Origin of the sequence: Mesorhizobium ciceri biovar biserrulae (genome assembly GCF_001618845.1) — a bacterium.
GTDB lineage: Bacteria > Pseudomonadota > Alphaproteobacteria > Rhizobiales > Rhizobiaceae > Mesorhizobium > Mesorhizobium ciceri.
Map to the genome: position 1 here is coordinate 3,423,671 of NZ_CP015064.1, position 25,504 is coordinate 3,449,174.

The following is a 25,504-nucleotide window of genomic DNA, read 5'->3' on the forward strand; positions in this document are numbered from 1 at the left end:
TAGAACCTTTGGGCTCAGCTCTTGCTGGCCTTTTCCTTCGCGGCCGCAACGGTCTCGTCGGCACGATGTTCGACGGTGCGCTTGTCTTCGGCAACGTCGTCGTCGGCCATGCCCTTCTTGAAGCTCTTGATGCCCTTGGCCATGTCGCCCATCAGCTCGGGAATCTTGCCGCGGCCGAACACCAAAAGCACGATCACCAGCACGATCATCCAGTGCCAAATCGAAAATGAACCCATAGCAAATCTCTCTCGAATGTTTTCCCTGGCGATGATCTATGCGTTTTCGCGTTGGGATTCAAACACAACTGCGACAGAGTTTATGAAAGGGTGGCGGATGTCACGCATTTTCGACGCGGCGGCCCCGCTACGAATCCGCGCATCCTCGACAGATCGGCCGCCAATGCCAGTCAATCTTCCGTGACGCGCGGCGTCAGCAGGCCGAGTTCCTCGAGATCGATATCGGTGAGCGCATCCTCGTCGTCGGTCAATGCATCGGGATCGGCCGGCGGCTGCGGAATGGAGAAATTCGACGGCATGCGGCCCGAAAGCAGGCCGGCCCCCTTCAGTTCCTCCATGCCGGGCAGATCGCGGATCTCTTCCAGCGCGAAATGATCGAGGAAGGTCTCCGTCGTGCCGTAGGTGACCGGGCGTCCGGGTGTCTTTCGCCGGCCGCGCATGCGCACCCATTCCGTTTCCAGCAGCGTGTCGAGCGTGCCTTTCGAGGTTTCGACGCCGCGGATGTCCTCGATCTCGGCACGCGTCACCGGCTGGTGATAGGCAATGATCGCCAGCACTTCGAGAGCCGCGCGGGAGAGCTTCCTTTGCTGGACGGTATCCCTGCTCATCAGGAAAGCCAGGTCGCCGGCGGTGCGGAACGCCCAGGCATCGCCGACACGCACCAGATTGACGCCGCGCCGCGCATAGATCTGCTGCAGTTCGGCCATGGCCAGGGCGATGTTGATGCCGTCCGGCAGGCGTGCCGCAAGCTGCTTTTCGCTGACGGGTTCGGCGCTGGCGAACACGATCGCCTCGGCCATGCGCACAGCCTCGGCCAGATGCAGCCGTTCGGCCGGGTTTTGTAGCTGCTGCTCGGCCGGATCTTGGGAAAGCAGGCCCTCTTCGGGTTCATCGCCGACTTTGAACGGCACAACCGAAGCGTTGGCGCGTTCGCTCATGATGCCACCTCGACTGCCTTGATTGTCTGCGTTCGGCCGCGCAGGTAGATCGGCGCGAACGTCTGATCCTGCCGCACATCCATCTTGCCTTCGCGCACCAGTTCCAGCGTGGCAGCGAACGAGCTCGCGATCGCCGTGCGCCGCTCCTCGGGACTGGTCATGTACGCGATCAGAAAACTCTCCATCGTCGTCCAGTCGCTCACGGCTCCCACAAGGCGGGTCAGGATGTCGCGCGCGTCCTTGAGCGACCAGACACCGCGCCTGGCGATGGTCACATTGTTGATCGCCTGCTTCTGGCGCTGCTGGGCATAGGCGGTCAAGAGATCGTAGAGCGAGGCAGAATAGGCGTTGCGCTTTTCGATGATGACCATTTCCGGCATGCCGCGCGCGAACACGTCGCGGCCGAGCCGGTTGCGGTTGACCAGACGCGCCGAGGCGTCGCGCATGGCTTCCAGCCGCTTCAGTCGGAACTGCAGCACCGCCGCCAGTTCCTCGCCGCTTTCGCCCTCGTCGCCTGGCTGCTTGGGGATCAGGAGCTTGGACTTGAGGAAGGCCAGCCATGCCGCCATCACCAGATAGTCGGCGGCAAGCTCCAGCCTGAGCGCCCTCGCCGTCTCGACAAAGGTCAGATATTGCTCGACCAGCGCCAGGATCGAAATGCGCGCCAGATCGACTTTCTGGGTGCGGGCAAGATGCAGCAGAAGATCGAGCGGACCTTCGAAGCCGGCCACGTCGACGACCAGCGACGGGTCGCCGGTGACGCGTGAATCGTCATTTTCGGCCCACAGACGGTCCATCGGTGCGGCCTTCGCGGCCTTGCTTTCCAATGTCTCCGCCACTGCCTGTCACTTTCCCTTGCTATGCCACCGCATCGAAGTAGGTGGCGAATTCGGCGCGTATTTCGGTTTCTTCGACCGTGTCACAGTCCTTTATATAGGTCAGCGCCCGCTTGGCGCGCTCCAGCGACGTGCCCTCAAGCCCAGTGGTGCGCGATGCGATGCCGGCCATCTCCTCGAAAACGCCGTTGCAGTGAAGGACCAGATCGCAGCCCGCCGCAAGGATCGAGGCCGCCTTTGTCGGGAAATCCCCAGAAAGTGCCTTCATCGATGTGTCGTCGCTCATCAGCAGTCCGTCGAAGCCGATTTCGCGCCGGATGATCTCGTCGATGACCTTGCCGGAGGTGGTCGCCGGATTGTTCGGGTCGATCGCGCTGTAGACGACATGCGCTGTCATCGCCATCGGCAGATGGCTAAGCTCCTTGAACGGGGCGAAATCATGCCGCTGCAGATCACTGAGCGAGGCATTGACCACTGGCAGTTCAAAATGCGTGTCGGCAAAGGCACGTCCATGGCCCGGAATATGCTTCATGACCGGCAGCACGCCGCCCGATATCAGCCCTTCCGCGGCTGCGCGGCCGAGCTCGATCACCGGTCGCGGGTCCTTGCCGTAGGCACGCGCGCCGATGACATCGCTGGCGCCTTCGATCGGCACGTCGAGCACCGGCAGGCAATCGGCTGTGATGCCGTAGCGTAACAGGTCGAAAGCATGCAGCCGCGCCATCAGCCAGGCCGCGCGGGCGCCGGCATCATGATCGTCGCGCCACAGCGCGCCCAGCGCGCCGCCGGCGGGATAATTCGGCGCCAGCGGCGGCCGCAAGCGCTGCACACGGCCGCCTTCCTGATCGATGAACACCAGCGCGTCCGGACGCCCTATGCAGTCTCGCATCTCGGCGACCAGATCGCGGATCTGTTCGGTCTCGCCGATGTTGCGTGCAAACAGGATGAAGGCCCACGGGCATTCATTGCGATAGAAATTGATTTCTTCGCGGGTGAGCGATTTCCCGGCGCAGCCGAGGATCATGGATTTTGATTCGGTCATGTCGGCAGTTTAGGGCTTTGTGCGATCAAAGGGAATCGCCAGGGATTCATTCACGGCAACGCCGGATCTGCTTTCCCCATGAAAAAAGCCGGCGCGGTGGACCGCGCCGGCTTTCAATCGGTTGACTCCGGCTTTAGCGCGAGACGAAGCAGTTGCCGCCGGCGGCCTTGTAGCTGGTGCACAAATTGATCGCGTCATTGCGTGACTGGGCCGGAACGCGCACGCGGTAGAACGTGCCTTTGCCGGCGATCTCGGCCTTGACGATGTTGGCGGTACGCCCGGCAAGCACGCTGCCATAGCGGCGCTGCAGATCCTGATAGCTGGACTGGGCGCTTTCGACGGTCGGCTGCGAGGCGATCTGCATCGACCACGAGCCACCGCCGGCCGCGGTCGATGCCGGATCGATGGACGCAACCTGATCGGGCTTGACCTCGCCGACGACATCGACCGGCTGGTCGGACGGACGCTGCGGCGCGAGCGGAACCTTTGCCGGCGTGTTGGCCGATTGGGCCTTGGCCTCGGCCTTCGGCTTGGCCACCGGCTTGAGGGCCGGCTCGTCGTCCGCCTGGGCGGCGGCAGGCGCCACGGTACCGGTCTGGTCGGCATCGGCTTGCGCCGCCGGGGCGACATGCTGCGGCGCCGGATCGACCGGCTCGGTAGCGGCCACTTGCGGAGCGGCGGGCGCCGCCGGATCTTCACGCGGCACCAGCGAACCGTCCGACTTGACCACCATAGTCCTCACCTTGCGCGGTGCAATGGCGACGACATCGGCATTTGTACCCTTGTCTGCATCCTGCAGCACCTGCGCGATGCGGTCCTCGGACTTGGGAGCTGGCGCCGTATTGTCGGCCAAAGCAGCGCCGGCCATCGGCGCGGCATTGCCGACATCGGTTCCAGCGCCGGCTGCATTCTGGTCCGGCGAAAGATCGATGGCGCGGGCCGGGTCCTTCGCCTGCACGTCCACCGGCTCTTCGGTGTTGGTGACCAGCTTTTCCTGGACCGGCTCGGCGGGCTTGGCGCCCCTGACCGCGTCGTAGACCTTGTTGTCCTGGTTGGGCACCACGGCGCCGCCCGGATTCTCCGGCTTGACCTTGATCGGCGCGTTGTCGGCCTTGACGATGACGGGCGCTTCGCTGCCGCCCTTGCCGCCAAAGGACAGCGCAAAGGCACCGAGACCGCCCGCGACCGCGACCGCGCCGACAATGGCGGCGATGAACAGGCCGCGTCCGCGCGACGGCCTTGCGGCCTCACGCTCGCCGAGACCCGGAACAGCCATCTCCTCGTCGAGTTCGGGATCGTAGTCGAGTTCATCGACGGTGAAATCATCGGCTTGGGAAGCCGGCTGGCTCCCCGGCAGGTTGTCGAGGTCGTAGCCCGAGGCGTCGGCATAACCCGTGGGCGGCGCCGCGCGGGCAGACATTTCCATCGGCCGCGCCGCATAGGTTCGCGCTTCCGGCTCATAGCCCGACTTGATCCCGTCATAGCCCGGCTTGACCCCGTCATAGCCCGGCTTGAGGCTGTCATAGCCCGGCTTGACCCCGTCATAGCCCGGCCTGAAGCCCGCGGCATAGGAGCCATCATCGTAAGACGCGCCGGCCGCGTTGCTTGCTGGGGCGGCAGTCACCTCCACCGCGTTCATCTCGGAGAGAAGGCTGGAGAACTCGGCATCGAGATCGTCATAGCCAGGCGACGCCGGCTGGTCTTCCTCGAAGTGCAGTTCGGGGATATCGAGATCGTCCGCCAGCGCCACGACACGCTCGGGCACATCGACCGTCTCGACATCGGGCATGTCTTCGTAACGCGCCGGCTGGCGCGATTGCGGCGCCGATACTGGGGCAGCGGGAGCCAAGGTTTCGACCGGCTCGGACGAACCATAGGACGTCATGGCGGCGACTGCCGGCGCTGCGGCCATGGATGATGCCACCGAAGCGGCCGGCTGAGCGCTAAACGTAGGCTGCGTGCTGAATGACGGCTGCTGCGGAACCGGCGTCACGCGGCTCCACGAACGCGTCGGCTCTGTCGGTTGGGAACGCTCCGCAAGCCAATCGAAAGAATCCGCCGAATTGTCCCGGGGAGCGGCTTCATCACGCGGATCAAGGCCCTGGGCCAAAGCCGCCTCCAACGCATCATCGTCGAAATCGACATCGCCAATGGTGTCCGAGTTCGGATCCTGGAGTTCATCAAGCATAAGATCGTCAATATCCGCGTCGGCCGCTTGGGCCGTGCCAACATGTCGATTCTGCTCAGGCGTGGTTTCGTCAAGATCCCAGTCGAGGTCGCCGACAAGGTCGGCCGGTTCCTCGGCAGGCTGGGCAACAGGCGGCGGGGCAGCGACAGCGGGCTGAGCCGTGACCGACTCGCTGGCCACCGGCGCCGTGCGGGAAGTCATGGCGCCCAGCAGCGCATTCAACTCGTCTTCCAGGCTCCGTTCGTCCGCAATCGGGGCGTGCACCGCCGGCGCGACATTGGCTTCTGGCGCCGCCGGCTGGACCGTAGCGGCAGCAACTTCGGCGACCGGCTCTTCGACCGTTTCGGCGAACGAATCGTCAAAGTTCAGGTCGAAGGCATCGTCCGACAGGCCTTCAGGGTTGGAAATCTCGCTTGTTGAGTCCGCAGCATCGGCAAGCACTTCATGCGCTTCCGGCTCGTCGAAGGCGATCGGCTCATCCGCGCGAACGTCGAAATCCATGTCGACATCGGCCATGGCATCGTCGAGGCCAGCAAAGCTCTCGTCGGAGATTGCCTGGCCGTCAAGCGCCGCCGCCTGCTCCGGCATGGCATGCTCGACGGGATCGGCGGCCATGAATGACTGTTCCGCCGCCGAATGGTCGTCGAGCATCAGCTCGTCTTCAAGCGACATTGCCACCGCATCGTCGAATTCGTCATCGGAGGCAACCGGCTCGACAGAAGCGGGCGTATCGGCAACGCTGTACAGGGCCTCTTCGGCTTCCTCATCGATCCGAAGGTCCTGATCGAGCGAGGCGGCAAGCTCGTCTGCCATCGACTGATCGTCCTCGAAGGGGGACACGTCCTCAAGCGAACCGGCGACGGCATCGCCAATATCGGACGCGAAAGCGGGCTCGACGGACGGCACGGCTTCAGCGGCGACCGCATGGCTGGCGCCGGCGACGTGGTCGTCGATCTCAGCCATATCCAGTTCGAAATCGTCGTCGAGCGACACCGAAAGCTCGTCGTCCATCGCGCTGGCGTCAGCCGCTTCGAATGCCGGCTCATGCACGAAAGTCGGCTCATGAGCCTGAACAACCGGAGCGGCGTCGCTGTCGTCAGCGCCGAACTCGCCCATCATTTCTTTCTCGAGATCGATATCGAAATCGCCCTCTTCGAGCCCGTGATCGGCGGCTGGGGCCTGCGGCTGGGCGGGCGATTGCGGCCTGACCGGCTGGCGCGGGTCGAATCCCATGATCCTGGTCAGTTCCGCGAACGGATCATCCTCAGCGATGTCGTTGTTGTCGGCTACTCTCAGCTGGGTTCTGTCTGCCATTATTGTTCCCGAACTCGCACTCATTCGGACGCCATGGACGTCGCGTAGGGTTGGCCCTTACCAGCGCAATGTGGGCAAAAGGTGACAGGTTATTTAGTCAAACCTAACGCATTTCAGTGGGCGCGGCGGCCCCGATCAACGTCAGGCCGGACGTCAAAACGTCCGAAACAGCCTGCACCAGCCCTAGTCTGGCATGCGTCAATTGTCGGTCGTTAACCTTAACAAAACGTAAGTCCGGATTATCCGTGCCACGGTTCCAGTGCCCGTGGAAGCTGGAAGCCAGATCATAGAGGTAAAATGCCAGCCGATGCGGCTCGAGCGCAAGGGCGGCGGACTCGATCAGCCGCGGGTATTCGGCAAGCTTGCGGATCAGGCCGATCTCGCCCTCGTCGGTCAGCAATGCCGCGGCCGACGCCAGGCTGTTGCGGTCGAAATTGGCTTCGCCCAGTTGCTCGCTCGCCTGCCGGAACACCGAATGACAGCGCGCCGAGGCGTACTGGACATAGAACACCGGATTGTCCTTGGACTGCTCGGTCACCTTGGCGAAATCGAAATCCAGCGGCGCATCGTTCTTGCGATAGAGCATCATGAAGCGGATCGCGTCGCGGCCCACCTCCTCCACCACTTCGCGCAGCGTCACGAAATCGCCCGACCGCTTCGACATACGCACCGGTTCGCCCTCGCGAAACAGCTTGACCAGATTGCAAAGCAGCACGGTGAGCTTGACCTCTTCGCCGGCAATCGCCCGCGCCAGGGCCTCTAGCCGCTTGACGTAGCCGCCATGGTCGGCGCCGAGCACATAGATCAGGTCGACGAAGCCGCGATCGACCTTGTCCTTGAGATAGGCAACGTCGGCGGCGAAATAGGTGAATGAGCCGTCCGACTTGACCAGCGCCCGGTCCATGTCGTCGCCGACCGCGGTCGAGCGGAACAGCGTCTGCTCGCGGTCCTCCCAATCGTCGGGTTTCTCGCCCTTGGGCGGCGGCAGCTTGCCCTTGTAGATATGGCCCTTCAGCGTCAGATCGTTGATCGCGGATCGGATCTTCCTGGCATTGTCGGCGTGCAGCGTGCGCTCGGAGAAGAACACGTCGTGATGCACGTTGAGCATCGCCAGGTCCTCGCGGATCATCGCCATCATCGCATCGATGGTGCGATCCTTGACGATGGCGAGCGCCTCGTCATCGGGCATCTGCAGCAGCGAGCGGCCGAATTCCGCGACCAGCGCCTGACCAACTGGCACCAGGTAATCACCCGGATAAAGCCCGCCCGGAATCTCGCCGATGTCGTCACCCAGCGCTTCGCGGTAACGCAGGAATGCGGAACGGCCGAGCACGTCGATCTGCGAGCCGGCGTCGTTGATGACGTATTCTTTGGTCACGTCGTAACCGGCGAAGGCCATCAGATTGGCAAGTGCATCGCCGACGACAGCACCCCGGCAATGGCCGACATGCATCGGTCCGGTCGGATTGGCCGAGACATATTCGACATTGGTCTTCCTGCCGCCGCCAACCATCGAGCGGCCATAGTTGCGGCCCTCGCCGAGCAGTGCGGTCAGATGTGTCTGCCAGAAGCCGTCCTTCAGCCTGAGATTGACGAAACCGGGGCCGGCCACCTCTGTTGCCGCGACATCCTTGTCGTCGCGCAGCGCCTGCGCCAGTCTTTCGGCCAGCGCGCGCGGGTTCTGGCCGGTCGGCTTGGCCAGCACCATCGCCGCATTGGTCGCCAGGTCGCCATGGCTGGCGTCGCGCGGCGGCTCAACGGCAATGCGCGACAGGTCAGGCGAAATGCCGTCTTTGTCTTTCAGATCAAGCGCTTCGACGGCTTTTATGATTCGCGCGGTGAAATCGGCGAAGATGTTCATTTGTGTGACTCTGGGGTCTGGCTCTGGCGGCTTTGCAGCGAATCCGGCTCGTTGGCCGGCAAAATCGAGCCCGCCCTAGCCCAATTCAGGCGTATGGTCAAACAAACGCCGGTGTTCCTTGAGCGCGTAGGTGTCGGTCATACCCGCCAGGAAGTCGGCGACGCTGCGCGCCTTGATGCGATCATCGGCCCGATCCAGCCCCTCGCGCCAGCCATCCGGCATGGCGCGCGGATCGGCGAAATAGGCGTCGAACAGATCCTTGACGATCTGCTCGGCATCCGCGCGCACCCGCATAACCTCCGCGTGCCGGTAGAGGTGCTTGTACAGAAAGGCCTTCAGTTCCTTCTCCAGGGCAGCCATTTCGGCCGAGAAAACCACCATCGTCTCGCCAGCTGCCCTCACTGCATCGGCGCTCGGCGGCCTGATGCGATCGAGATTGGCGGTCGTCGACCTGATCACGTCTTCGACCATGGCCGTTATCTGCCGCCGCATCAGTTCGTGGCCGGTGCGCACGGCATCGAGGGAGGGATAGCGTTCGCGCACGCCTTTCAGGATCGTTCCCGGCAGCGAAACCGTCTCCAGCATGTCCAGCCTCAAGAGCCCTGCCCTCAACCCGTCGTCGATGTCATGCGTGTTGTAGGCGATATCGTCGGCGATCGCCGCGCATTGCGCCTCGATGCCGGCGAACCGGTCAAGTTCGAGATCGTGCAGTTGCGAATAATCACGGATCGCCTGTGGCACCGGCCCTTTCAGACCCTTGCCGTTGGCATCCGTCAGCGGCCCATTGTGCTTGACCAGGCCTTCCAGCGTTTCCCAGGTCAGGTTGAGCCCGTCGAATTCGGCGTAGCGCGCCTCCAGCCTTGTCACGATGCGTAGCGATTGGGCGTTGTGGTCGAAGCCGCCCCAGGCGGCCATCTTCTCGTTGAGCGCGTCCTCGCCGGTGTGGCCGAAGGGCGTGTGGCCGAAATCATGCACCAGCGCCACCGCCTCGGCCAGATCCTCGTCGCCGCGCAGCGCCCGTGCCAGGGCGCGCGCTATCTGCGCCACTTCGATCGAATGGGTCAGCCGGGTGCGATAGTGGTCGCCTTCATGGGCGATGAAGACCTGCGTCTTGTGCTTCAGCCGCCGGAAGGCCGTCGAATGGATGATACGGTCACGGTCCCGCTGGAATGGCGTGCGGGTCGGGCTCTCCACCTCGTCGAACAGCCGTCCGCGCGAGTTTGCCGGATCGCAGGCATAGGCGGCGCGTGGCCGATAGCCGAATCCGATGTCGCCCAACTCACTGGTCATGGCTGATGCTGCCGCGTTTGACTTAGCCAGGTTGACTTGGCCCCTCGCGCTTCATACCTATCATGTGAAACCGAAAGCAAGGTGACGCCCATGGGCGCTGATGCCAAGACTGCCATGAAAGTCGATATGACCGAGGCCGCCGCCAAGCGGATCGCCAGGATTGTCTCGAACGAAGCCGGCAAGACGGCGCTGCGCGTTTCGGTCGAAGGCGGCGGCTGCTCGGGCTTTTCCTACAAGTTCGATCTGGTCGATACGCGCAACGACGACGACGTAGCCATCGAGAAGGACGGCGCCACCGTGCTGATCGACGATTTGTCGCTGGTCTATATGGGCGGCTCTGTGATCGATTTCGTTGACGATCTGATGGGCCAGTCGTTCCAGATCCGCAATCCGAACGCCGTCGCCTCCTGCGGCTGCGGCACGAGTTTCTCCATATAGAATGCCTGCCATCGGTGCGGTCCGTCAGATCGCGCTGTCGGCTGGTCGTGACCTCGACGTGACGCTGGCTTTCTGGCGCGACGTGCTGGGCATGGCTGTCCATGCACGCTTCGATCCGCCGGGCATCGCCTTCATCATGGCCGGAGAAATCAGGCTGCTGTTCACCGACGGCGTACCGGCCGGAACCGTCTATCTCGACATATCGGGCCTTGATCAGTTCCATGCCTCGGCTGCTGCCGCCCGCGTGCCTTTCACCGCGCCGCCAACGCTTGTCCATCGCGACACGGACGGCCAGTTCGGTCCAGCGGGGGAAAGCGAATGGATGGCCTTCCTAAAGGACCCGGCTGGCAATACGATCGGCCTCGTCGAACGCCATCCGCCGCAAGAGCCCAACTGAACAGCATCGAGACCGCCATGAAAATCGTCACCTGGAACATCAACGGTGTCCGCGCCCGCATCGGCAACCTGACCCATTGGCTGACCGAGAGCGCACCCGACATCGTCTGCCTGCAGGAGATCAAGACGGTCGACGAGCAGTTCCCGCGCGCCGAGATCGAGGCGCTTGGCTACAATGTCGAAACCCATGGCCAAAAGGGTTTCAACGGCGTCGCGCTGTTGTCGAAGCTGCGCTTCGACGAGGTGATCAGGGGCCTGCCCGGCGACGATGCCGATGAACAGGCGCGTTTCATCGAAGGCGTTTTCTCAACCGACAAGGGCGCCTTGCGTGTCGCCTCGCTCTATCTGCCGAACGGCAATCCGATCGATGACGAGAAGAAGTTTCCTTACAAGCTGTCCTGGATGGCGCGGCTTGAGCGCTGGGCCGAAGAACGGCTGAGACTTGAGGAGGCTCTGGTGCTCGCCGGCGACTACAACGTCATTCCCGAGCCGATCGACGCGCGGTTTCCGGAGAATTGGCTGGGCGACGCCCTGTTCCAGCCGCAGACGCGACAGGCCTTCCGTCGGCTGCTCAATCTTGGTTTCACCGAGGCGGTGCGCGCGGTCACCGACGCGCGCGACACTTATACGTTCTGGGACTATCAGGCCGGCGCTTGGCAGAAGAACAACGGCATCCGTATCGACCACCTGCTTTTGTCGCCGGAAGCCGCCAACCGATTCTCATCGGCCTCTATCGAAAAGCATGTGCGCGCTTGGGAAAAACCGTCCGACCATGTCCCGGTGGCGATCGATCTCGCGCTTCAGCCGGCTTGAGAGAACCCTCGCCGGGCCCGTCTGCGCTGAACCCTCATATCGCCACATTTCGCGCCGTTCATTGCAGACCAGCATGGCGGCTGGGGTTCCATGAGCACACGATTTCATCTTTGTCCCATTGGCCTGGCATTTGCCATGGCCGTTCCTGGTACGGCATTTGCCGACCAGGAATGCCTGGCCAATGGAAAATCCTACCAGATCGGTCAGGTCGCCTGCCTGACGGTGGCCGAGCAGAGCCATCTGGCCCGCTGCGATATGGTGCTCAACAACACCTCGTGGACGAAGATCGGGGATAGCTGCCCGGAAAACACGCTGGCGCCACACCCCCATGTCACGCCGATCTCGACGCCGGCGCCCAGCATGGTGCCGACGGAGCCGATCGCGAACTGAGCCAATCTCCCGCTTCGTGGGGGAGATCGGCAGTTCAGCCGCCAGCAAAACTACTGGTCCGCGTTGTTGCCCTTGGTGAGGATATCATCGGCCAGCGAGATGGCGGTGCGACGGTCGGCCTCGCCGGCGGTGGCAAATGCCTCTTCCTGCATGCCGCGGATCCAGGGCTGGTCAGCCGGCGAAGCGCGTTCGAGCGCTGCCGTCATCATCGCCAGGCCGCGAACGATCTTGCCGCTCTGGAACAACAGATGGCCCAGCGTCGCCTGGGCGCCGGCATGGCCTTTCTCGGCGGCGAGTTGGAACCAGCGCCCGGCCTGCTTGACACTGGCCTTCACCCCGCCCTCGCCCTTCAGGAACATCTGCCCCATCTCGAACTGTGCGTTCGGGTTACGGTAGTTGGCAGCCGCGCGCATGTAGTATTCCTGGGCCGCCACCTCGTTCTCGGTGACCGGGCTGCCGGGAATGCCCGTGCGCAAATAGTCGCCAAGCGCCACCAGCGCATCGGAGACATAGCTTTCCTCGGGCGAGCCGGGCTCGACATCCTGGTCGACGATCTCGGAGAAGAACTTGAACGCCTCATAGTCGTCGCGCGCCACGCCGTCGCCCTCGGCATACATGCGGGCAAGCTTCCAGGTGGCGCCGATCTGGCCGTTTTCGGCGGCGTATTTGTAGGCCTCGGCAGCCTGCTCCTTGTGGCCGTTCTTGTAGGCGGAGAAGCCGAACTGGAAGACCGCCCAGGGGCTCGATTGCGGCTTCACCCCGGTCTTGTCGTCGAACACCTTGTCGTCGAAGGCCATGGCCTGGCCGACGGCGCCAAAGGTCGCGCCAAACGTGGCGGCCACGACCAGTGCCGAAAAGACAGATGACCTCAACAACTCAGATGTCCGCATAACAGTGTGTTTCTTTCGCACCGCCCGGATGGGTCACCGCGCCATCGCGCGCCGGCCCTACCGTCTGTGCATATTTCCATATCGCGCCCGACTGATAATCGGTCGCGCGCGCCTTCCATGTCTTTGCCCTCGCCGCCAGTTCGCTATCGGACAACGCCACATCGATCGTGCCGTTCACCGCGTCGATCGAGATCACGTCACCATCCCTGAGCAGTCCGATCGGGCCACCCACGGCTGCTTCGGGGCCGACATGGCCGATGCAGAAACCGCGCGTCGCGCCCGAGAAGCGCCCGTCGGTGATCAGCGCCACCTTGCCGCCCATGCCCTGGCCGTAAAGTGCTGCCGTCGTCGACAGCATTTCGCGCATGCCGGGGCCGCCGCGCGGTCCTTCGTAGCGAATGACGAGAACCTCGCCTTCCCTGTAGTTGCGATGCGTCACCGCCTCGAAACATTCCTCTTCCGAATCGAAGCAGCGGGCCGGACCGGAGAATTTCAACTCCGCCATGCCGGCGACCTTCACGATCGCGCCTTCGGGGGCCAGGTTTCCCTTCAAGCCCACGACACCGCCGGTTTGGGTAATGGGTCTGTTGGCCGGGCGGACCACATCCTGATGCTCATTCCAGACAACGTGCTGCATGTTTTCGGCCAAAGTGCGGCCAGTCACCGTCATGCAATCGCCATGCAGATAGCCGTGATCGAGCAGGGTCTTCATCAGCAGCGGAATGCCGCCGGCCTCGAACATGTCCTTGGCGACATATTTGCCGCCCGGCTTGAGGTCGGCGATGTAAGGCGTCTTCTCGAAGATCTTGGCCACGTCGAACAGGTCGAACTTGATGCCGGCCTCGTGCGCGATCGCCGGCAGATGCAGTGCCGCGTTGGTCGAACCGCCGGTAGCCGAGACCACGGTCGCCGCATTCTCCAGCGCCTTCAGCGTGACGATGTCGCGCGGCCGGATATTTCTGGCGATCAGCTCCATGATCTTTTCGCCCGAGGCGAAATTGAACCGGTCGCGCATTTCATAGGGTGCCGGCGCGCCGCAGGAATAGGGCAGCGCCAGGCCGATCGCCTCGGCGACGGTCGCCATGGTGTTGGCGGTGAACTGGGCGCCGCAGGAACCGGCCGAGGGACACGCGACCTGCTCGATCTCAAGCAGTTCGTCATCGCTGATCGTGCCGACTGAGTGCTGGCCGACCGCCTCGAAAACATCCTGCACGGTGATCTGGCGGCCGCGATAGCTGCCGGGCAGGATCGAACCGCCATAGATGAAGATCGACGGCACGTTGAGCCGCACCATGGCCATCATCATGCCGGGCAGCGACTTGTCGCAGCCGGCGAGCCCAACCAGCGCGTCATAGCAATGGCCGCGCATGGTGAGCTCGACCGAATCGGCGATGACCTCGCGCGACACCAACGACGACTTCATGCCCTGGTGACCCATGGCGATGCCATCGGTGACGGTGATGGTGCAGAATTCGCGCGGCGTGCCGCTGGCGGCCGCGACGCCCTTCTTGACCACCTGCGCCTGGCGCATCAGCGAAATGTTGCAGGGCGCCGCCTCGTTCCAGCAGGAGGCGACCCCGACCAGCGGCTGCGCAATCTCGGCCGCCGACAAACCCATGGCATAGAGATAGGAACGATGCGGCGCACGCGCCGGACCGACGGTCACATAGCGGCTAGGGAGCTTAGCCTTGGAGATGACTTTGGCGTCCATACTCTTCCTTGCCCCATCTTCCCTGCAAATGGGGCGGAGCGGCCTGCCCCCTCGCCGAGCCTTTTGGCGCGTGTCCCGAGACAAGATCGAGGTGCGCCGGGTTTATGGCGGGAAATGGGCAATTTCCTCAGCCCGGCTTCCAGCGCAGGGGTTGTTCAGAAACTGTTGCCAAAACGTCACAATAGCAGGAGGGCGGCAACAGCGCGGCTTATGTGCACGCGGCCTATAGGAATGGCGCACGGGCAAGAGCCGCCCAAATGAAAAAGGCCGGGTATTGCCCGGCCTTTTTGTAAAATTCTCAACAGGTTAGAACTTGATCTTGATACCGCCAGAAATTGCCGTGACCAGATCGTTGCCGAAGTCATAGCTGTCATCGGTGCCCGCGATGTAGCCGTTCTCGCCAGCCAACTCCCCTGAGTGGCCGCTGGTCAGCACACCGACCGCGCCTGCCAGACGAACCTCGATATTCGGCGTGGGCGTATAGGCAACGCCACCACCCAGCGTCCAGGTATCGGTCTGTGCACCATAACCATGCGACGTGCCACGATCCCAGGAAAGCTGCCCGGCGGCACTCCACTGATCATTGAACTTGTGGCCGATACCGCCCGTGACAGTCCAGCCATCACGATACATCAAGTCGAGTGAAGTTAGTTGGCCCAGACCATTCGTTACGCAGAATGAGGAAGGTGTACCTTGGGCACAGATCGGAACGCTTTGCAGGACGCTCCAATTGACCCACTTGATCGAACCGAAAGCGAGCCAGCCGGGTGCGATGCCCGACTGCAGTTTCAATTCGAGTGAATCCGGCATTGACTCCTCCGCACCGTAAATCGGTACAGATACGATGCCGCCGATGTTCAGAGTACCGGAGATATTGTCGAGCTTCACTTGTGAATTGTAGACAAGGCTGGCGCGCAGCGCGATATCTGGAATTTCATAAGCGACGCCCGCACGCCAGCCCCAGCCATCTGCCTCCAGATCGACACGACCGACCATCGTGCCGAAGCCGATATCTGTGTAGTTCTCCTTGAAGCCATAGATCTTCTGGTAGAAAACGCCGCCTATGAACCGAAGCTGGCCCTTGCCGGCGTCCATCTTGTAGGAGCAGGTAGCCGCGTAGTTGTCGCTCTTGATATCGGTTTCGATATTCGAAAACGCACCGTTCCACGCATTTCCCGGCGCCGTATGTGCACCCCAGGGCTGCGAATAGTCGACCATGCAGTCGACGCCTTGAACAACTTGGACCTTAGCTCCAATGCGCGGAACCCAATAGCCTTCGGCTCCGTCGGCCGAGGTGCCCAAACCGAGATCGGCTCCGCCCGGACCGCGCGCATTCTTGTACTTGCGATCCGGCATCACATAGGTCGCTTCCGCTTCGGTCGCGAACGGAGCCGGATCGAACAACAGGTCGATATCGTAGCCAGCACGCTCCAGGCCGCCGGCATGTGCCGGATTCATCGCCGTCCCGATCAAAGCCAGCGAAAAGCAGCCCGCCCCCAGCAGCGCCTTCAGTCGCAGAATAGTCATGAAATGTCCTCCCCCGAATTCGAGTGCACCAAGCTAGAACCAATTCAGGTTAACGGTGCAACAACGAATTCGCGGGCGTACATGTACACACTGGCCAGCCGCATTTTCGAGGAAATGCAACCGGGTGCGGCAAGGCCGAAAAATGGTCTGTGAAGGCTGAGCGGCTCTCAAAAAACAGGGAGAACCATCCAAAAAGGCTCGAAAACAGGCCTTTTTTGGGCTCCAGGAGCCCCATTGTTACATTATGGCAACAATGGGGCTAAAACTTCCGTTTACGTCAATATTAACGCAACGGAATGCTGATTTTCGAGGCGGAAAACCAGCATTTTAGAGGGGTCTAAAGTCTCGCGAATCTATCCTCAACCGGCGTCGCGAACCCTGGCCAACGCGATCGACAGCTTGTCCTGTGCATCGCGGTATTCGGCGAGCTTTTCACGCTCGGCATCGACGATCTCGGCCGGCGCGCTGGCCACGAACCTCTCGTTCGACAGTTTCTTGTGCAGGCGCGCGATCTCCTCGGTCACCTTGGCCAGTTCCTTCTGCAACCGTGCAGCCTCGGCGGCGAGGTCGATCAGGCTGCCAAGCGGCAGGCAGATCGTCGCCTCGTTGAGCACGATCTGCGCCGAACCCTTGGGCGCGACATCGGCAAGCGAGATGTCGCCGACCCGCGCCAGCCGCTTGATCGCCGAATCCTCGCGAACGAGGCGCTCGCGTGTCACATCGTTGGCGCCGACCACGACGAGCGGTGCGATGGCTGCCGGCGGCACGTTCATCTCCGAACGCACGGAGCGGATGCCGGAGACGAGGTCGACCAGCCAATTGATGTCCGCGGCGGCCTCGGCGTCTTCGAAATCCGGCGACGGCCACGCGGCATGGCACAGCAGCGAGGGGCGTTGCTTGCCTTCGCCAGCGGTCTGCGCCCACAGTTCCTCGGTCATGAACGGCATCATCGGATGCAGCAGCTTGTAGATCTCGTCGAGCACGAAGGCGACACAGGCTCGGCTTTCGGCCTTGGCCGCCTCGTCGGTGCCCATGAACACCGGCTTCAACAGTTCCAGATACCAGTCGCAGAACAGGTTCCAGACGAAGCGGTAGGCGGCACCCGCCGCCTCGTTGAAGCGGTATGAGGTGATGCCGTCCGTGATCTCGCGCGCCGCCCGCGTCAGCTCGGTGAGGATCCAGCGGTTGACCGCCAGTTTGGCGTCGTTGAGCCAGAAATCGTCATTGCGCGCGACCTCGTTCATCTCGGCAAAACGCGTCGCGTTCCACAGCTTGGTGCCGAAATTGCGATAGCCGGCGATGCGCGCCGGATCGAGCTTCACGTCGCGGCCCTGCGCCGCCATCACCGTCAGCGTGAAGCGCAGCGCATCGGCGCCGTATTCGTCGATCAGGTCGAGCGGATCGATGACGTTGCCTTTCGACTTCGACATCTTGGCGCCGTTCTTATCGCGCACCAGCGCATGGACATAGACGGTGTGGAACGGCTCCTCGTCCATGAAGTGCAGGCCCATCATCATCATGCGGGCGACCCAGAAGAAGATGATGTCGAAGCCTGTCACCAGCACGTCGGTCTGGTAGTAGGTCTTCAGCTCGGGCGTCTCGTCCGGCCAACCCAGCGTCGAGAACGGCCACAGCGCCGATGAGAACCAGGTGTCCAGCACATCCTCGTCGCGGGTCAGGATCTCGCCCGGCTTGAAGTTCTCCAGCTTGTCCTCGACCCAGGCCTTCCACGGTCCTTCCAGCGCCAGATAGAATTCGATCGCGGCGCTCAGCGCCTCTTCCTCGGTCTTCTCGACGAAGACGCGCCCATCCGGCCCGTACCAGGCCGGAATCTGATGACCCCACCAGAGCTGGCGCGAGATGCACCAGGGCTGGATGTTCTCCATCCAGTCGAAATAGGTCTTTTCCCAGTTCTTCGGCACGAAGTTCGTGCGACCTTCGCGCACTGAAGCGATTGCCGGTTTGGCCAGCTCCGCCGCATTGGCATACCATTGCTCGGTCAGGAATGGCTCGATCGGCACGCCGCCGCGATCGCCATGCGGCACGGCGTGGCGATGCGGCTCGACCTTTTCGAGGAAGCCGCCCTCTTCCATCAGCTCGACGATCTTCTTACGCGCGACGAAGCGGTCGAGGCCGTCGAGTTCGTCCCAGACCGCCTGGCGCTCCGGCGTCACCTCGAGACCGGCAAGGAAATCCTCATTGTCCCTGAGACTTACCGCCGCCTCCGTGGTCAGGATATTGATCGCCGGCAGCTTGTGGCGCTTGCCGACCTCGAAATCGTTGAAGTCGTGCGCCGGCGTGATCTTGACCGCGCCCGAACCTTTTTCCGGATCGGAATACTCATCCGCTACCACGGGAATCCTGCGGCCGACGATCGGCAGGACGATGTTCTTGCCGACCAGATGCCGGAAGCGCTCGTCGTCGGGATGCACCGCGACGGCCGTATCGCCCAGCATCGTCTCCGGGCGCGTCGTCGCCACCGTGATGAAGGTCTTCGGGTTTTCCGGGTCGAAGACCTTGCCTTCGACGGGGTAGCGGAAGTGCCAGAGATTGCCATTGACCTCCTGCTGCTCGACCTCGAGATCGGAGATCGCGGTGAGCAGCTTGGGGTCCCAGTTCACAAGACGCTTGTCCTTGTAGATCAGCCCTTCCTTGTAGAGCGTGACGAACACTTCGAGCACCGCCTTGGACAGGCCTTCGTCCATGGTGAAGCGTTCGCGTGACCAGTCGGCCGAGGCGCCGAGCCGCTTCAGCTGGTTGAAGATGGCACCGCCGGATTCGGCCTTCCACTCCCACACTTTCTCGATGAACTGTTCGCGGGTCAGGTCGCGGCGATGGATCTGCTTTTCCATCAGCTGCCGCTCGACCACCATCTGCGTGGCAATGCCGGCATGGTCCATGCCCGGCTGCCACAAGACGTTCTTGCCGCGCATGCGCTCGAAGCGCACCAATATATCCTGCAGCGTGTTGTTGAGCGCGTGTCCCATATGCAGCGAGCCGGTGACGTTCGGCGGCGGGATGACGATGGTGAAGGCCTCCGCCCCCTCCTCGGCCCCGGCACCGGCGCGAAACGCGTCGGCCTCTTCCCAGACTTTGGCGATCTTCGGCTCGACGGTTTTGGCGTCGTAGGTCTTTTCAAGCATGGGAAAATGGTCCGCGCTGTCGGGAGTTTGCTGGTCCGGTGTAAATCGGAAGGTTTTGGCCAAGTCAACCGCAAGGGCTGTCTCGGACCCTCACAACCAGATAGGCGCGGCCTCAGTCATTTCAACGGAACGCGATCCGTCGTCCTGCCGACAACGACTTCACCAAAAGAAACGGCGCCACGAAGGCGCCGTTTCCTCTGGGCAATCGGCATGGGGAACTACTGCGCCCCGCGCGCCACGCGCTCGATCTCCTCGCGCACCAGCCTTTCGACCAGTGTCGGCAGATTGTTGTCGAGCCAATCCTGCAGCATCGGCCGCAGCATCTCTTCGGCCATCTCGTCGAATGTCTTCTTGCTGCGGCTGGCAAACGCGTCGGAAAGCTCGCCAAAGGCAGCCGCGACCTGACGGCCGGTGTGCTCGGAAACGATCGCCGGACGCGGCGCGTCGCTGGCCGCCACCGGCCGCACCACGCTTGCATCCGGACGAGACGGCTCGGTAGCCGGTTTCGCGGCCGGTTCATCCCCTGGAGCCTCCACGGACGGCTGGGCAGCCGTCTTGCGTGCCTCGCTCCGGTCCGACACCGCCCTGGCCTGCTCGCCAACCGCGGCGATCTCGCGACGCCAATCGGCGATGGAAGCGTCGGCGACAGGACGCGATATTGGCGCTTCAGCCGTGATTGGCTCCGCTGCAACGCGGGCGCTGACCTCGGCGAGTGTCATCGATGGCCTTGCCGGGCTGGGATCGGGGCGCACCGGCGTTTCCATGCGCGCCACCACCGGCTCGGCCGGCGGCAGCTGTGACTGGACTTCCGCCAGCGTGACAGGCTTCCTGCCCTCGGGGGCGGCATGCAGGTCGGCACGAAATGCTTCCACGTCGGGGGCTGCATAGGCGCTCGACGCGCGCTCCAGATCCTGGCTCAGCTCATCGGCGTCGCCCGGCTGCTTGCGGCCGCCGTCGCTGTCCTCGATGATCCGCCTGATGGAAGCCAGTATCTCTTCCATGGAAGGTTCGCGCTGTGCGCTGCTTGCCGTTGCCATCGTCACATCCGCCGCCCTTGTGACCCCTGTTGGGTTTTCCGCTCCGGCAGAGCCGGATCGAATCATGGCCACAGCGTAACCGACGGATCGCCGCACGAGAATCCCCAATCTGGGGACTTGTGGGATTTCAACAGATTAGCGCCATCTGAACCCGAGAGCCGCAGCGCGAAAGATCCTGCTCAAACCAGGAACACGCCAGTTTAGGCCGAACGCCTCAGCGGCCGTCCGGCGTGCGCAGTCCGTACCACTTGTCCTTGACCGCGTTGTAGTGCTCTTCAGGCTTGTATTTCGCTACCTGCAAGCCAAGGCGGTCGACGGACAGACGGCCGGTCGCCTGCAGGATGGCGTAGCTCGCCACCACCACATCGTGTTCGTAACCGGCCTGGTTGATCTGGGCGGTGATGACCGTCGCCTGCGCATTGAGGACGTCGAGCGTGGTGCGCTGGCCGACATTGCGCTCTTCGATGACACCGTTCAGTGCCAGCTTCGCGGCTTCGATCACTTGCCTGTTGGCCGTCAGCTGCTGCTGCGCGGCGGTGTACTCGGTCCAGGCGGCGGTTACGGCCTGGCGCACCTGGTCGCGGCTGACGTCGACCTGGATGCGGGCCTGGCTGAGTGATTCCTTGTTCTGGCGCACGATCGCCGAGGTGCGGCCACCTGAATAGATCGGGATGGTCAGCGTTGCCCCGACACTGGCCGAATTGGTCGTGCCATCCTGCGAACCGACGCCTGGCAAAGGCGAGGTATTGCGATAGGCGCTCGAAACGCCGGCGGAAGCCGACAGCTGCGGCAACAGCGCGCCTTCGGCCGACTTCACCGAAAACGCGGCGGCGTCGACCAGATGCTGCGTGGCAAGGATGGCCGGATGCTCGTTCGAGGCCACCCCGACGGCGGCGGCGAGGCTCGACGGCAACAGCTTTGCCACCGGCGAAGCGCCCTTGAGCTTGCCCGGCTCGTCGCCGACGATCTGGCGATAGAGCGCCGCACTTGCCAGCGCCTGCGCCCGGGCAGCACTCAGCGATGCCACGGCGGCGGCGCGTGAGGCGTCGGCCTGGGCGACATCGGTGCGTGTGCCTTCACCAACTTCGAAACGCGAACGCGCCGCGCGCGCCGTCTCGGTCAGGAACTGCAGGTTCTGCTCGGTCAGCACGGCGACCTGCCGGTCGCGAATGACGTTCATATACGCTTGCGCCGCGCTGAACAGGATGCCCTCTTCAGTGTTGCGCAGGCTTTCGACCGAGGCCCGGACCTGCGCTTCAGCGGCAGCAACATTGTTCCTGGTCTGAAAGCCGTCGAACAGCGTCTGGTCGATCTGAACGCCAAAATTGCCGGTGGTCAGCCGCACGCTTGAATTGGTGCCGTTGAGATGGCTGCTCGAATAATCGATATCCGCCGAGCCGGTGACAACCGGGCGGTAGCCCGACTTGGCGATGGCGACACCCTCATCGGTGACGCGAACGCCGGCACGGGCCGAATTCAGTGAAGAATTGTACTGGTAGGCCTTTGCAAGCGCGCCGGAGATGGTTTCGGCTGAAGCGGCCAGTGGGGACAGCATGGTCGCCGAAACGAGGACGGCGGTGAAAAGTGACTTGCGTAAAGACGGCACGGTTAAACCCTCATTCGTTTTCCATGGGAACCGCGCCGCGCCTGCTTCTCTCATAGATCAGCCGGCGCCGCGTGTTCGTGTTCCCTGCTGCTCACCCCCAAAGTGCCCCCAGTTTGGCATCAGCAGCGATCGTTCAAATGCAAGCGACCATGACAAAGCCTCTGCTGCAAGGCCAAATCATTCAGAATTCGAAAGCACGAATGCGTTCAAACCCCGGTAGTGGCTTAATTGCCGCATTAAATGCACGTCTTCCGGTTACAACCCCCCCGGCCTTGAAAAAGAGACGGGCCACGCCGGAATTGCCCTGCCCTTCGACGGCGACGAGTCGGCCGCCTTCGGCAAGCTGGTCGAGCAACGGGGCCGGCACTTCCGCGACACTGCCACCGATAAAGATAACATCATAAGGCGCCTTGGCGGCATGCCCCTGCGGCAACGCGCCCTGGACGACGGTCACATTGCCGCAGCCAAGCGACGAAAGCGTCGATCTGGCAGTTTCCGCCAGCGCCGAATCGTCTTCGAGCGCCACTACGGACCCGGCCAGCCGCGACAGGATGGCTGAGGCGTAGCCCGTTGCGCAACCGACATCGAGCACCGAATCGGTCGGGTTGATCTCGGCCAGCTGGATAAGCTTGGCCAACGGCGACGCTTCCATCAGGTAGCGCGAACCGTCCGCGCCGGTAGCAATGCGGATGTCCTCGTCGATATAGGCGAGATCGCGCTGGGCGGCGCCGACAAACATCTCTCTTGGGACGACAAGCATTGCATCGAGCAGCGGCGCGCTGGTCACATCAGTGGTGCGGACCTGGCCGTCGACCATCTTGACGCGTAGTTCGGAGAAATCAGCGCTCATGTCCCAACCAGTCCGCTTGCCGCGCCAGAACCGCGGTCCATTGTGTCAGGAACTTCAGGCCCCTGCGCTGCCGCGCGGGGGCCCGGGCATTGGAGGCCTCGCCCGGAATCGAACCGGGGTGCAAGGATTTGCAGTCCTCTGCGTAACCACTCCGCCACGAGGCCTCATTGCTCCCGGCGTTCCACCCGGTTCCAATAGGTTGCGGCGAAAATGCCGTCAAGCGGCCACCTTGCATTCCGAACGGTTTCCTCGCGTCAGTCCGGACGGCGTCCGGTAAATCATCGGACCGCTTTATTAGCGGACAGTTAAGCATAGCCTGATGGGAGAAGAAACGCATCCTGTCGGCGCATGACAGGGCAAGGCTTGCCTCGGCCGCGGCTGTTCTCAAGCAGATCCGTGAGGCACTGGAAGAGCAGGCCGCCCACTGAAACACCACCTTGCGCTATCGGCGGTCAATCGGGCCGGCGACGCCGTTCCCACCAGACGACAAAGCGACGCCGGTGACGGCGGACCATGGCGAATTCATAGGACAGCACCAGCAATCCGAGCGGAACCATCCAGAAGCCGAGGATCGGCAGGAAACCGAGGATGCCACCGATGGTCAGCAGGATGCCGATCGTGATTCTGAGCCCGCGCGAGCGCGGCATTTTGAACTCGCGCCCGAAAACGGAGATTTTGCGCGCCGGCATCTGGTTGTCTTGTGCTGTCATCGCCTCGAAAGATTGACCCGTTTCGATCGTTAGCAAGCATGCTCAAACCAAAGCCGCCGCCGCGCTTTCGGTTCCATATCCCTGCCAAGACGGCTAATATGAGGGCATCCTTCGACGATTGCGAGAAAGGCCTGCGCGAAAAAGCCTCGGAAAAATGTGAAAAGCTTCTTTGCAAAGCCGAAAAGGGCAGCTATAGGCTGCGCCACTCACATAAGAGCCTCCGTTCCCCGGTAGCTCAGTGGTAGAGCAACCGGCTGTTAACCGGTTGGTCGCTGGTTCGAATCCGGCCCGGGGAGCCAAATTCTTCAAAGCGTTGAGACGGTCAGGTCGCCCATAGGGGCTGATCTATGGCATGTCTGGAAAACCGCAGTCAGCAGGTTGATTCTCAATTTGACCCAGCGCCGCTATGCAGCGCGCTTCGATCACGGCGATCTCATCACCGCGATCTCATCAGGATTTCATCTCTTGTCGCCGTCCGGATTGGGTACCGGTGCCTCTCGCACATCTCGTGGTGGCGGGTCGACATGTTCAAGCTCTGGCGGGGCTTCTTTGTCCCGACGTCGGACAGGTAGCTTCTCCGGTTCGGGCTTCGATGGTGGTTCTTTGATCTTGCTCGGCATAATCGAGTTAACCGCACTGCCGGTCCCTTGTTCCCGCAGCAAGCCGAAAACCCGAATGCGGGGGAACCGGGAGCGCCAAAAAGCGTTTTCTCGCATGCTCAAGAAGATCGCCCTTGCCGCCGTGCTGGTCCAGGTTGCCGCGGTTTCGGCTCTCATCACTCAGACGGTCCTCTTCGCGTCCACGGCCACACAGGCCGCCAACGCGCAGTCCGGCGACGTAGTCGCTGTCACTGCCGACAAGGAACCGGACAAGGCGGCGCAGCCTGCTGGTGCCGACCAATGCCCAACCCGGCTTGTGACGAGCAAGGTTTTCACGAGCAACGTAATTACGGCGCAACGATAGTTCGCCATCGATGCCGGCCATCCGTCGATCCCCCCAATTTAAGTCAGGGCAATGTGCTTGAAAGCGCAATGATTCCTGTTACTTGCGGCATGGGGCGAGTGCGTTTGGGTTGGGCAAGAATTGGTATGATTTCATCGAATATGGAATGCCCGCGCTGTCATGGCAGCGGCAGGGTTTTCGACTGCTCCAAATGGTATGCGTCAAACGGGCACTGCTGCCCGCAGGGAACCCATCGGGGTGGCTGCCCCGGAAAGACGGGTGCCTGCACGGAATGCGACGGCCTGGGCACAATGGCGGAGCCTCCGCTGAGGGCCGTGGCATAATCTGCGAGAGTGTCGCATGCCGCTGATGGCGACGCGGACGCGCCCGCCAAAAAACCGTACTAACGGCTCGAACAACAACCGCCCGCAAAGGTGAGCTGGCAGGGCAGCTCACCTTGTAGCGATGCGGAAACGACGACCATGCAGCCGGACCATCCTGATGGGGCCGCCCCTTATCAAGGCTAAGCGGTTACCCCACCACGACCTGACCTTGTGCCGTCCATCCAAGGGAATTGGGCAAGCGGGTCCTGCAAGATTTTGACGGATCTTGCGAAGCCGGCGACGGCATCGCGCGCCACTGTCAGCGGAACCTGGCCGTCGTGAGCACGCTGGCAAGCTCGAAAGGCCGTTTCGAAAATCGGACCTCGCCGTTCCCTTGGCCACTCCTCAAAGAAGTCGAACGCATCGTCGAGGCACCCTATTTCTTGAACGAACTCGCCATTCTTGACCAGGACCGGTCGGTCGAACGTCCTGTAACTCATGTGATCCTCCATTCCGCACGTGGGTTGTTGCTGGCTTGGGTCATCATGCGATTGCATGCTCCGGCTCGGCCAACATGCCGCCGCCTCCACGCCCGGGCGGCACCGTTGCAAAGGCCGGGATTGGCGGCGGATCATCATCGTCATCTCGCCAGGGGCGCCGCATCCAACCGAGCCGGCTCTTCTTGCGGCGCCGGTCGAAAGACAGGCTGACGGTTCCCGACCCCTTTGAAACACGCGGTTCCCGCCCGGTTTCGTCCAGAAGGCGGAGTGCGCGAAGTATGTCGCTGACTTCCACGATGGCGCCGTTGTCCAATTGCCGCAACGCGGGATTGTCAGGAACCGCATGAACGTCGGAAGCCCAGAAAGCGAGCAAAGCCCGCTTTGCACCGATCGTCATCGTCTCCTCGTTCAGCACATCATCTGGCGTCCGCAATCCGGCGGATTCCGCGGCAAGATTTTTCGGTTCAGGTTGGTGAAAACTGTAAGTTTCGGTTCTCATCTCCATTCTCCGCGATCTGTGCCT

22 protein-coding genes and 2 tRNA genes are annotated in these 25,504 nt (G+C 62.5%); 5 read left to right on the forward strand and 19 right to left on the reverse strand.

Annotated elements, in window-relative coordinates; translation table 11 throughout:
* Nucleotides 1-14: 14 nt before the first annotated feature.
* The 7 genes from A4R29_RS15985 to A4R29_RS16015 form a co-directional block, all read right to left on the reverse strand.
* The gene (locus tag A4R29_RS15985; RefSeq protein WP_013531295.1) at nt 15-236 is read right to left on the reverse strand and encodes a twin-arginine translocase TatA/TatE family subunit; all 222 of its coding nucleotides are present in this window, start codon (nt 234-236) and stop codon (nt 15-17) included.
* A gap of 170 nt (nt 237-406) precedes the next feature.
* Nucleotides 407-1,174, reverse strand: coding sequence for an SMC-Scp complex subunit ScpB (gene scpB / locus A4R29_RS15990; RefSeq protein ID WP_063172322.1), 768 nt, complete (start codon nt 1,172-1,174; stop codon nt 407-409).
* A complete protein-coding gene (locus tag A4R29_RS15995; protein ID WP_013531293.1) occupies nt 1,171-1,971 on the reverse strand; it encodes a segregation and condensation protein A in 801 nt (266 codons plus the stop codon). Before A4R29_RS15995 ends, scpB begins: the two co-directional genes overlap by 4 nt.
* A gap of 61 nt (nt 1,972-2,032) precedes the next feature.
* Nucleotides 2,033-3,052, reverse strand: coding sequence for a beta-N-acetylhexosaminidase (nagZ, locus tag A4R29_RS16000; protein ID WP_063172323.1), 1,020 nt, complete (start codon nt 3,050-3,052; stop codon nt 2,033-2,035).
* A 133-nt stretch (nt 3,053-3,185) separates the two neighbouring features.
* The gene (locus tag A4R29_RS16005) at nt 3,186-6,554 is read right to left on the reverse strand and encodes an SPOR domain-containing protein (RefSeq protein ID WP_063172324.1); all 3,369 of its coding nucleotides are present in this window, start codon (nt 6,552-6,554) and stop codon (nt 3,186-3,188) included.
* Between the two features lie 103 nt (nt 6,555-6,657).
* The gene (gene argS / locus A4R29_RS16010; protein ID WP_027160434.1) at nt 6,658-8,415 is read right to left on the reverse strand and encodes an arginine--tRNA ligase; all 1,758 of its coding nucleotides are present in this window, start codon (nt 8,413-8,415) and stop codon (nt 6,658-6,660) included.
* A gap of 75 nt (nt 8,416-8,490) precedes the next feature.
* Nucleotides 8,491-9,705 (reverse strand): deoxyguanosinetriphosphate triphosphohydrolase, encoded by a 1,215-nt coding sequence (locus A4R29_RS16015; RefSeq protein WP_063172325.1) that lies wholly within the window; start codon nt 9,703-9,705, stop codon nt 8,491-8,493.
* Between the two features lie 90 nt (nt 9,706-9,795).
* On the opposite strand from A4R29_RS16015, the gene erpA reads away from it, so the two are divergent.
* The 4 genes from erpA to A4R29_RS16035 all read left to right on the forward strand — a co-directional run bounded on the left by erpA (nt 9,796) and on the right by A4R29_RS16035 (nt 11,742).
* Nucleotides 9,796-10,143, forward strand: a complete 348-nt coding sequence (erpA, locus tag A4R29_RS16020; RefSeq protein WP_013531288.1) for an iron-sulfur cluster insertion protein ErpA — start codon at nt 9,796-9,798, stop codon at nt 10,141-10,143.
* Between the two features lies 1 nt (nt 10,144).
* On the forward strand, nt 10,145-10,540 hold the full coding sequence (locus tag A4R29_RS16025) for a VOC family protein (protein WP_063172326.1): 396 nt from the start codon (nt 10,145-10,147) through the stop codon (nt 10,538-10,540).
* Nucleotides 10,541-10,557: 17 nt separating this feature from the next.
* The gene (gene xth / locus A4R29_RS16030; RefSeq protein WP_013531286.1) at nt 10,558-11,352 is read left to right on the forward strand and encodes an exodeoxyribonuclease III; all 795 of its coding nucleotides are present in this window, start codon (nt 10,558-10,560) and stop codon (nt 11,350-11,352) included.
* Nucleotides 11,353-11,487: 135 nt separating this feature from the next.
* Nucleotides 11,488-11,742 carry a hypothetical protein gene (locus A4R29_RS16035; RefSeq protein ID WP_244506831.1) on the forward strand — a complete coding sequence of 85 codons (255 nt, stop codon included), beginning with the start codon at nt 11,488-11,490 and terminating at the stop codon, nt 11,740-11,742.
* A 50-nt stretch (nt 11,743-11,792) separates the two neighbouring features.
* Here the strand turns inward: A4R29_RS16035 and A4R29_RS16040 are convergent, their stop codons facing one another.
* From A4R29_RS16040 to A4R29_RS16080, 9 genes are all read right to left on the reverse strand, one after another.
* Nucleotides 11,793-12,632 (reverse strand): tetratricopeptide repeat protein, encoded by an 840-nt coding sequence (locus A4R29_RS16040; protein ID WP_013531284.1) that lies wholly within the window; start codon nt 12,630-12,632, stop codon nt 11,793-11,795.
* Nucleotides 12,619-14,343, reverse strand: a complete 1,725-nt coding sequence (gene ilvD / locus A4R29_RS16045) for a dihydroxy-acid dehydratase (RefSeq protein WP_024503842.1) — start codon at nt 14,341-14,343, stop codon at nt 12,619-12,621. The genes A4R29_RS16040 and ilvD overlap by 14 nt, the downstream gene beginning before the upstream one ends.
* Nucleotides 14,344-14,649: 306 nt before the next feature.
* Nucleotides 14,650-15,870, reverse strand: coding sequence for an OmpP1/FadL family transporter (locus tag A4R29_RS16050; protein ID WP_063172327.1), 1,221 nt, complete (start codon nt 15,868-15,870; stop codon nt 14,650-14,652).
* A 359-nt stretch (nt 15,871-16,229) separates the two neighbouring features.
* The gene (locus tag A4R29_RS16055) at nt 16,230-19,013 is read right to left on the reverse strand and encodes a valine--tRNA ligase (protein ID WP_063172328.1); all 2,784 of its coding nucleotides are present in this window, start codon (nt 19,011-19,013) and stop codon (nt 16,230-16,232) included.
* Between the two features lie 218 nt (nt 19,014-19,231).
* Complete coding sequence (locus A4R29_RS16060) at nt 19,232-20,050, reverse strand: PopZ family protein (RefSeq protein WP_013531280.1); 819 nt, start codon at nt 20,048-20,050, stop codon at nt 19,232-19,234.
* 214 nt (nt 20,051-20,264) lie between these two features.
* On the reverse strand, nt 20,265-21,656 hold the full coding sequence (locus A4R29_RS16065) for a TolC family outer membrane protein (RefSeq protein WP_013531279.1): 1,392 nt from the start codon (nt 21,654-21,656) through the stop codon (nt 20,265-20,267).
* Nucleotides 21,657-21,837: 181 nt separating this feature from the next.
* Entirely contained in the window at nt 21,838-22,506 is a 669-nt protein-coding gene (locus A4R29_RS16070) for a protein-L-isoaspartate O-methyltransferase family protein (RefSeq protein ID WP_063172329.1), read from the reverse strand.
* A 90-nt stretch (nt 22,507-22,596) separates the two neighbouring features.
* Nucleotides 22,597-22,670: transfer RNA gene (locus tag A4R29_RS16075), tRNA-Cys, on the reverse strand.
* 288 nt (nt 22,671-22,958) lie between these two features.
* Nucleotides 22,959-23,216, reverse strand: coding sequence for a hypothetical protein (locus tag A4R29_RS16080; protein ID WP_024503836.1), 258 nt, complete (start codon nt 23,214-23,216; stop codon nt 22,959-22,961).
* 224 nt (nt 23,217-23,440) lie between these two features.
* Between A4R29_RS16080 and A4R29_RS16085 the strand changes: the two genes are divergently transcribed.
* Nucleotides 23,441-23,515 (forward strand) — tRNA-Asn (locus A4R29_RS16085).
* A 328-nt stretch (nt 23,516-23,843) separates the two neighbouring features.
* Here A4R29_RS16085 and A4R29_RS34650 read toward each other — a convergent pair.
* The 3 genes from A4R29_RS34650 to A4R29_RS16100 form a co-directional block, all read right to left on the reverse strand.
* Nucleotides 23,844-24,200, reverse strand: a complete 357-nt coding sequence (locus A4R29_RS34650) for a hypothetical protein (protein ID WP_167355179.1) — start codon at nt 24,198-24,200, stop codon at nt 23,844-23,846.
* Between the two features lie 481 nt (nt 24,201-24,681).
* Entirely contained in the window at nt 24,682-25,125 is a 444-nt protein-coding gene (locus tag A4R29_RS16095) for a DUF982 domain-containing protein (protein WP_338039653.1), read from the reverse strand.
* The gene (locus A4R29_RS16100) at nt 25,025-25,480 is read right to left on the reverse strand and encodes a hypothetical protein (RefSeq protein ID WP_063173704.1); all 456 of its coding nucleotides are present in this window, start codon (nt 25,478-25,480) and stop codon (nt 25,025-25,027) included. The genes A4R29_RS16095 and A4R29_RS16100 overlap by 101 nt, the downstream gene beginning before the upstream one ends.
* Nucleotides 25,481-25,504: the final 24 nt, after the last annotated feature.

Coding starts and splice junctions, on each gene's coding strand:
- A4R29_RS16080 (WP_024503836.1), bottom strand. CDS start 23,216: ATGACAGCACAAGACAACCAGATGCCGGCGCGCAAAATCTCCGTTTTC.
- A4R29_RS16100 (WP_063173704.1), bottom strand. CDS start 25,480: ATGAGAACCGAAACTTACAGTTTTCACCAACCTGAACCGAAAAATCTT.
- nagZ (WP_063172323.1), bottom strand. CDS start 3,052: ATGACCGAATCAAAATCCATGATCCTCGGCTGCGCCGGGAAATCGCTC.
- A4R29_RS16035 (WP_244506831.1), top strand. CDS start 11,488: ATGGCCGTTCCTGGTACGGCATTTGCCGACCAGGAATGCCTGGCCAAT.
- scpB (WP_063172322.1), bottom strand. CDS start 1,174: ATGAGCGAACGCGCCAACGCTTCGGTTGTGCCGTTCAAAGTCGGCGAT.
- argS (WP_027160434.1), bottom strand. CDS start 8,415: ATGAACATCTTCGCCGATTTCACCGCGCGAATCATAAAAGCCGTCGAA.
- erpA (WP_013531288.1), top strand. CDS start 9,796: ATGGGCGCTGATGCCAAGACTGCCATGAAAGTCGATATGACCGAGGCC.
- A4R29_RS16040 (WP_013531284.1), bottom strand. CDS start 12,632: ATGCGGACATCTGAGTTGTTGAGGTCATCTGTCTTTTCGGCACTGGTC.
- A4R29_RS15985 (WP_013531295.1), bottom strand. CDS start 236: ATGGGTTCATTTTCGATTTGGCACTGGATGATCGTGCTGGTGATCGTG.
- A4R29_RS16060 (WP_013531280.1), bottom strand. CDS start 20,050: ATGGCAACGGCAAGCAGCGCACAGCGCGAACCTTCCATGGAAGAGATA.
- xth (WP_013531286.1), top strand. CDS start 10,558: ATGAAAATCGTCACCTGGAACATCAACGGTGTCCGCGCCCGCATCGGC.
- A4R29_RS16015 (WP_063172325.1), bottom strand. CDS start 9,705: ATGACCAGTGAGTTGGGCGACATCGGATTCGGCTATCGGCCACGCGCC.
- A4R29_RS16095 (WP_338039653.1), bottom strand. CDS start 25,125: ATGACGATGATGATCCGCCGCCAATCCCGGCCTTTGCAACGGTGCCGC.
- A4R29_RS16055 (WP_063172328.1), bottom strand. CDS start 19,013: ATGCTTGAAAAGACCTACGACGCCAAAACCGTCGAGCCGAAGATCGCC.
- A4R29_RS16005 (WP_063172324.1), bottom strand. CDS start 6,554: ATGGCAGACAGAACCCAGCTGAGAGTAGCCGACAACAACGACATCGCT.
- A4R29_RS34650 (WP_167355179.1), bottom strand. CDS start 24,200: ATGGCCGGCATCGATGGCGAACTATCGTTGCGCCGTAATTACGTTGCT.
- A4R29_RS16025 (WP_063172326.1), top strand. CDS start 10,145: ATGCCTGCCATCGGTGCGGTCCGTCAGATCGCGCTGTCGGCTGGTCGT.
- A4R29_RS15995 (WP_013531293.1), bottom strand. CDS start 1,971: ATGGACCGTCTGTGGGCCGAAAATGACGATTCACGCGTCACCGGCGAC.
- A4R29_RS16050 (WP_063172327.1), bottom strand. CDS start 15,870: ATGACTATTCTGCGACTGAAGGCGCTGCTGGGGGCGGGCTGCTTTTCG.
- A4R29_RS16070 (WP_063172329.1), bottom strand. CDS start 22,506: ATGAGCGCTGATTTCTCCGAACTACGCGTCAAGATGGTCGACGGCCAG.
- ilvD (WP_024503842.1), bottom strand. CDS start 14,343: ATGGACGCCAAAGTCATCTCCAAGGCTAAGCTCCCTAGCCGCTATGTG.